The 534-nt window shown below is 67.2% G+C and carries 1 pseudogene; it reads left to right on the forward strand.

From position 1 onward, the window contains the following. Positions 1-534, forward strand: a pseudogene (locus tag HHX41_RS39535) (DNA-directed RNA polymerase subunit beta); the annotation flags it as partial.

Here is a 534-nt window from a genome sequence, read left to right on the forward strand (position 1 = left end):
ACGGCAACAAGGGCGTCATCTCCAAGATCCTCCCGGTGGAGGACATGCCGTTCCTCGAGGACGGCACCCCGGTCGACATCGTCCTGAACCCGCTGGGCGTCCCCGGGCGAATGAACGTCGGCCAGGTCCTGGAGACACACCTCGGCTGGATCGCGGCGCAGGGCTGGGACATCAGCGGGGTGCGGGAGGAGTGGGCCGAGCGCCTGCGCGAGAAGGACCTGGACAGGGTCGAGCCCTGGACCAACGTCGCCACCCCGGTCTTCGACGGTGCCGGGGAACAGGAGATCATCGGTCTTCTGGGCAGCACTCTCGTCGACCGCGACGGCGATCGGATGGTGATGCCCAGTGGCAAGGCGCGGCTGTTCGACGGCCGTTCCGGTGAGCCGTTCCCGCACCCGATCGCGGTGGGCTACATCTACATCCTGAAGCTGCTGCACCTGGTCGACGACAAGATCCACGCTCGCTCGACCGGTCCGTACTCGATGATCACCCAGCAGCCGCTGGGTGGTAAGGCGCAGTTCGGCGGCCAGCGCT

The sequence above is a fragment of the Microbispora sp. H13382 genome, from assembly GCF_014161445.1.
Classification (GTDB): Bacteria; Actinomycetota; Actinomycetes; order Streptosporangiales; family Streptosporangiaceae; genus Microbispora.